5 protein-coding genes are annotated in these 6,589 nt (G+C 70.9%); all 5 read left to right on the forward strand.

Going from position 1 to position 6,589, the window contains the following annotated elements:
• The first annotated feature begins 488 nt into the window (after positions 1-488).
• Positions 489-1,733 (forward strand): alpha/beta hydrolase, encoded by a 1,245-nt coding sequence (locus tag ACTHMS_RS04700; protein WP_440305511.1) that lies wholly within the window; start codon positions 489-491, stop codon positions 1,731-1,733.
• 71 nt (positions 1,734-1,804) lie between these two features.
• Entirely contained in the window at positions 1,805-3,394 is a 1,590-nt protein-coding gene (locus ACTHMS_RS04705; RefSeq protein WP_440305512.1) for an ABC transporter substrate-binding protein, read from the forward strand.
• Between the two features lie 28 nt (positions 3,395-3,422).
• On the forward strand, positions 3,423-4,361 hold the full coding sequence (locus tag ACTHMS_RS04710; protein ID WP_440305513.1) for an ABC transporter permease: 939 nt from the start codon (positions 3,423-3,425) through the stop codon (positions 4,359-4,361).
• The gene (locus ACTHMS_RS04715; protein ID WP_440305514.1) at positions 4,358-6,235 is read left to right on the forward strand and encodes a dipeptide/oligopeptide/nickel ABC transporter permease/ATP-binding protein; all 1,878 of its coding nucleotides are present in this window, start codon (positions 4,358-4,360) and stop codon (positions 6,233-6,235) included. Before ACTHMS_RS04710 ends, ACTHMS_RS04715 begins: the two co-directional genes overlap by 4 nt.
• The coding region (locus ACTHMS_RS04720; protein ID WP_440305515.1) for an ATP-binding cassette domain-containing protein at positions 6,232-6,589 on the forward strand (358 nt) is incomplete at its 3' end. The genes ACTHMS_RS04715 and ACTHMS_RS04720, both read left to right, overlap by 4 nt.

Genomic DNA, 6,589 nt, shown 5'->3' on the forward strand with positions numbered 1-6,589 from the left:
ACCAGCACCGTCACCGCGCAGGGCCTCTCACCCTGGGCAGGACACGCGAGGAGTGGGGACTTCTAACTGGCCACCAGTGGGGACCGCGATCCGGCCACCAGTGGGGACTTTTTCATGGCCACGGACATTGGCGGGCGCTGGGGTCGTCGAGGAGGACAGTCGTAGCCCGTCGGTTGACAGGCGTCCTCGGCGAGCCACGTAGTGCCTGGACGTGACGGGCCGAACGAGCGAGGGCCGCAAGGACTAAAACCCGATGCAAAGTGCTTTACGTGAAACTCTTGCAATCGTTGCCCGCTCGCCCCACACTCGTCATCACGCGGTCACGGGGACCGCCTGGTCGATGGGAGCAGGGGATGAGCCGGGGACGACGTGGCACGGCGAACGCGGCATCGCGAGGCGTCGCGGCGCTCGCGACGTTGGCCGCCTGCGTACTCGTCGCCCCAGCCGTCGTCGGCGCAACGACATCCCCGTCAGCGGCCACGGTGTCTGTGCCGGGTGCGTCGATCGTCGGCGAGCAGTGGCTCACCGCACGCACCCTGCACCTCGACGTCGCCACCCCGTCCTTCAGCACGGCGACGACGCCGGTCGAGGTGACGCTGCCGGTCGGCTACGCCGCTCAGCCAGGCCGTCGGTGGCCGGTCATGTACTACCTCGCCGGGACCAATCACGACGAGACGACGTTCCGGGCCGACTACCACGGCGAGGCGCTGACCGAGGACTTCCCGGCCATCGTCGTGAGCCCGGACGGCCAGGCCGGCTATTGGAGCGACTGGTTCAACGACGGTGCCGGCGGACCGCCGATGTACACCACCTTCGTCACCCGGCAACTCATCCCGTTGATCGATGCGAACTTCCGGACACTCGCCGGCCGGGCGCACCGCGCGGTGGTGGGCGAGTCGATGGGTGGTTTCGGCGCCATGTCGCTTGCCGCGCAGCGTCCCGACCTGTTCGTCGCGGCCGCGAGTCTGTCGGGCGCGGTCGACACGAACTTCCCGACCGTCATCCCGGTGGTCACGGCGTCACCGGTGCTGCAGGGCGGCTTGCCGGACGCCATCTTCGGCCCACGCCTCACCGAGGAAGTCGTCTGGCGGGGCCACAACCCGGTCGATCTTGCTGAGAATCTGCGCGGCGTCGACCTCCAACTGTTCACCGGAAACGGTGTCTTCTCACCGGCGAACGGCGAGACCGCACCCGAGCTGTCCGGCTGCGCGCTCGAGGGTGCTGGCATCGAGCCGATGAGCATCGACCTGCACCAGAGGCTGCTCGACCTCGGCATCGCCCACCGCTGGACCCAGCTCGACTGGGGCTGCCACAGCGTCGCCCTCTTCGATCATGAGCTCACCGACGCGCTCGAGCACCTGCAGTGTGTGTTCGCCGCCCCGCCGCCACCGCCGAGCTCGTTCGACCATCGCTCGATCGCGCCGACGTGGACCGTCTGGAACTGGACCGTCACCGCCGACCCGCTTCGTGCACCGGAGTTCCTCGAGCTGCGTCACGCCGACCGGGCCGGCGTCACCGTCGCCGGCAGCGGCCTCACCACCGTCACCACGCCCCCCTTGTTCGCCGGGCGCGCCAGCGTGCCCGTCACGATCGACGGCTCGCGCCGACTCGTCACACCGTCCAGCACCGGACGCCTCACCTTCGGCGTCGACCTCGGCCCGGCCGACCTGCAACAGCAGTACTCCGTCGGCGCCGGCACCACCGTCACCACGGCCACCGTCAGCTTCGGCTGACTGCGGTTCAGCTCGCATCGCCTCGCTCCACCTCGCTTCACCTCGATTCGCCCATGTCACTGGAGGACTCCGTGCCCGTCTCATCCCTCACCCTGCGCCGCGCCACGACGCTGGCCTGTACCGCGGCGTTGGCCGCCGGCCTGACCGCTTGCGGCGGCGGCTCGTCCAGCAGGTCGACCACGTCCACCGGCGGCGGCAAGCCGGTCGCCGGCGCCACGCTCACCATCGCGGCGCAGGCACCGCCGAACAGCCTCGACCCGGCGCAGGTCGCCTCGGCGCTGACGGCCTATACCATCCCGGCCTACGACTCGCTGATCTACCGCGCCGCCGACGGGTCGCTGCAGCCTGACCTCGCGTCGTCGTGGAAGGCGGTCGGCTCGACGAACCAGCAGCTCGATGTCACCCTCCGCTCCGGCGTGACCTTCAGCGACGGTGCGCCTGTGACGGCGGACGCCGTCCTCGCGTCGCTGCAGTACGCGCAGAAGGCGCCGGGAGCCCAGGCGGCGATGCTGGTCGGGATGACCTTCACCAAGACCGGGCCGTCGAGCATCACCATCAAGTCGGCGACGCCGAACCCCATGCTCGCCGACACCTTCACCCAGTTCACCGGCGTCGGGCAGATCATCAGCCCGAAGGGACTCGCGAACCCGAAGGCCCTGTCGGCCAGCGGCGTCAGCCACGGCGCGGGCCCGTACGTCCTCGACCCGTCCGCCACGGTGGCCGGTGACCACTACACCTACACCGCCCGCGCCGGCTACTTCGACACCGATCGCCAGCACTACAAGAAGATCGTCGTCCGGGTCATCGCCAACCCCCAGTCGGTCGTCAACGCCCTGAAGACCGGGCAGGTCGACGTCGCGATCGGCGGCGACTCGAGCGTGCTGTCGCAGGTGACCGCCGCCGGTCTCAAGGTGACGTCCGTGCCCTTCGTCTTCCAGGGCCTCGCCCTGCTCGACCGCAGCGGCCAGGTGAGCAAGCCGCTCGGCGACGTCCGCGTGCGGCAGGCGATCAACTACGCCATCGACCGCGCCACGGTCACCAAGGCCGTCCTCGGCGCGAGTGGCGTTCCGACGGTGCAGACGGTCGTCCAGGGCGCCGACGGCTACTCGGACACCGCGGCCAAGCAGTACCCCTACGACCCCGCGAAGGCCAAGCAGTTGCTGGCCGCGGCCGGGTACCCGAACGGCTTCACGCTGCCGGTCGCCTCGGCGCAGTTCGCCGGCATCGACACGATGGCGCAGGCGATCCAGGGTCAGCTGGCGAAGGTCGGCATCAAGGTGCAGCTCAAGACCGACACCGACATCCCCACCTACCTCGGTGACCTCACCAGCAAGAAGTTCCCTGCGGCCGCGGTCGGCTACGGCGCACAGCCGATGTTCCAGGAGGGACAGGGTCTGTTCCTCCCCACAGCCCCCGTGTTCAACGGCTTCAAGAGCAACGACCCGAAGCTGACCGCCCTGTTCGCCAAGGCGAGCGCGGCCGACCCGACCACCCGCGCGAAGCTCGACCAGCAGATGGAGGAGTACCTCGTCGACCAGGCCTGGTTCGCGCCGGTCGCCTTCAGCCCAGTGTTCTACTTCAGCCGCCCGAGCCTCGGCGGCCTCCAGCTCAGCGGCAAGGCGCCGATCGCGACGCCGCTCGACTGGTACGACACCAAGTAATCGATCCGGACGAGGGGAGGAGGCCGGCATGCGCAAGCTGGTGATCAGGTGGCTGCTGACCGCGGTGCCGTTGTTGCTCGGTGTGTCGGCCCTGACCTTCGTGCTGGCGAGCCTGGTGCCGGGGGACGCGGCGAGGTCGATCCTCGGCCTGAATGCCGACCCGGCGCAGTACCGCCAGTTGCGTCAGCAGTTGGGGCTCGACAAGCCGCTGTGGCAGCGCTACCTGCACTGGTTGTGGCGTGCCATGCACGGCGACCTCGGCCAGTCGATCCAGTCGTCCGGCTCGGTCACCTCCGAGCTCGGCGGCCGGCTCGGCGTCACGCTGAGCCTCGTCATCGGTGCTGTGCTGCTGGCGGCCGTCGTCGGGGTCGGCCTGGGGCTGACCAGCGCGCTGCGCGGCGGCGTGCTGGGCAAGGTGGTCGACGTGCTGTCGCTGCTCGGGCTGGCCGTGCCGACCTACTGGCTCGGGCTGGTGCTGGTCACCTTCCTGGCCGTCCGCAGCGAGATCTTCCCGGCGACCGGGTACGTGCCGTTCGCCGACTCGCCCACGCAGTGGTTCGAGTCCTTGGTGCTGCCCGTGATCACCCTGGCCTTCAGCAGCGCCGCACCGATCGCCAAGCAGACCCGTGACGGCGTGCTCGCCGAACTCGGCAAGGACTACGTCGCCGTGCTGCGGGCACGAGGCATCAGCGAGCGCCGCATCATCCTCAAGCACGTGCTGCGCAACGCCGGCACGCCCGTGCTCAGCGTGGTCGGCCTCGTCGCGGTCGGCCTGTTCGGCGGCGCGGTGCTGGTCGAGACCGTGTTCGTGCTTCCGGGGCTCGGCGGCGAGGTCGTCTCCGCCACCGGCGCCCACGACATCCCGGTGATCCAGGGTGTCGCGGTGTTCTTCACCGCCCTCGTCGTCATCGTCAACCTGCTCGTCGAACTGGGGTACGCCGCATTGAACCCGAAGGTGCGCGCATGAAGCGCCTGCTGCACAAGCCGCTCGGCGTGGCCGCCCTGGCGTGGCTCCTGCTCGTGACCGCGGCCAGCGTCCTCGCGCCGGTGCTCGCACCGTTCAGCCCGGACGACCAGGATCTCGACCACGTCCTCTCCGGCCCGACCGGCTCGCACTGGCTCGGCACCGGCACCCTCGGACGCGATGTTCTTAGCCGGCTCCTCTACGGCGGCCAGATCACGCTGCTCGGCGTGCTCGTGTCGTGCGCGATCTACCTCGCCGTCGGCGTCCCGCTCGGGCTCGTCGCGGGCTACGTCGGCGGCCGGGTCGACCGCATCGTGCTCCGGCTCGCCGACGTCGTGTACTCGGTGCCGGTCATCATCGTCCTGCTCGTCGTGGTTGCGATCTTCCCCGGCAACGAGACCGCCGCGATGGTCACCCTCGGCCTGCTCGGGGCACCCGGCCTCGCCCGCATCGTCCGGTCGATCACGCAGGGCCTGCGGCAGGAGCTGTTCGTCCGCGCCGCACAGGTCTCCGGGCTGCGACCGGTCACGATCATGCGTCGGCACATCCTGCCGCGCATCGCCGGCACGGTCGTCGTGCAGCTCTCGCTGTTCGGCGCCGGCGCCGTCCTGCTCGAGACCGGCCTCGGCTTCCTCGGCCTCGGGTCGAAGCAGGCGACCTGGGGCTCGCTGATCGCCGAGGCGTCCCAGAACGTCGGCACGCAGATGTGGCTGCTCGTGCCGTCCGGCGTCATCGTCATCAGCTTCATCCTCGCGCTCGGCCTGCTCGGCGACGCCGTCCGCGACGTCATGGCCGAGCAGTACGGCGAGGTGCGCCCCGCCACGACGCGCCGCCGACGCGGCCATCGGCCTGTCCTCCCCGCGACGACGGCCCCGAACAGCGACGCGCTGCTGTCGGTGCGCGACCTCACCGTCGCCTTCGAACGCGACGGCGTCGAGACGCCCGTCGTCACCGGCGTCGGGTTCGACCTCCGGCCCGGCGAGGCGCTCGGCATCATCGGCGAGTCCGGCTGCGGCAAGTCGGTCACCGCCCGGTCGCTGTTCGGCCTGCTCCCAGGCAACGGCCGCATCACCGCCGGCAGCAACACCATCGAAGGACAAAACCTCGTACATGCCTCGACCTACGAGCTCCGCGCCGTCCGCGGAGGTCGCATCGGCTGGATCTCGCAGGAGCCCATCCTCAGCCTCGACCCGTCGTTCACCGTCGGCTCGCAGCTGGTCGAGGCGATCCGTGCCCACCGCCGGTGCACGCGCCGCGAGGCCCGCGCCCGCGCCGTCGAACTGCTGACGCTCGTGCGGCTGCCCGACCCGGCCGGCACGGCGGCGAAGTTCCCGCACCAGCTCTCCGGCGGCATGGCCCAGCGGGTCGGCATCGCCGCGGCGCTCGCCGCCGACCCGGCGATGCTCATCGCCGACGAGCCGACGACCGCGCTGGATGTCACGGTGCAGGCCGAGATCCTCGACCTGCTGCGTGAACTGCAGCAGAGCGGGATGGCGATCATCCTCGTCACCCACGACCTCGGTGTCCTGAGCGATCTCTGCGAGCGCGGGATCGTGATGTACGCCGGCGAGATCGTCGAGGCCGCCGCCGTCACCGAGCTGATCCGTGCGCCCCGGCACCCGTACACGGCAGCGCTGCTCGCGGCCAACCCGCACGACGCCCGCCCGGGCGAACCCCTTCGCGCCATCGAGGGCACGGTGCCCGCGCCGGCCGACTGGCCGCAGTCGTGCCGGTTCGCCAACCGCTGCCCACTGGCCGTGGCGCAGTGCCGGGCCGCCCCCGTCCCGCTCGTGCAGTCCGGCGACCGGCAGGTGCGCTGCGTCCGATCCAAGACCGTCGTGACGCTGCTGCCGTCACCGCAGGAGGTGGCCCGATGACGACCGACACGCTGCTGCAGGTGTACAACCTCGACGTGCTGCACGGCCGTGGACGCTCGGCGGTGCACGCCGTCCGCGGCGTCGACCTCACCGTAGGACGCGGCCGGACCGTCGGCGTCGTCGGCGAGTCCGGGTCGGGCAAGAGCTCGCTCGGCAACGCCATCCTCGGCCTCGCCGCGGTGCGCTCGGGCTCGGTCATCTTCGACGGCGCCGACAACCCGGCCGCGGCGCCGGCCGCACGCCGCCGGCTCCGCCGCCGGACGCAGGTCATCGTCCAGGCCCCCGACCGCTCGCTGCACCCGGCGCGCACCGGCGGCGACACCCTCGTCGAAGGGCTGCGCTTCGCGCAGCGCG

Origin of the sequence: Jatrophihabitans sp. (assembly GCF_051960575.1) — a bacterium.
In the GTDB taxonomy this organism is placed as follows: Bacteria; Actinomycetota; Actinomycetes; order Mycobacteriales; family Jatrophihabitantaceae; genus JBQCEE01.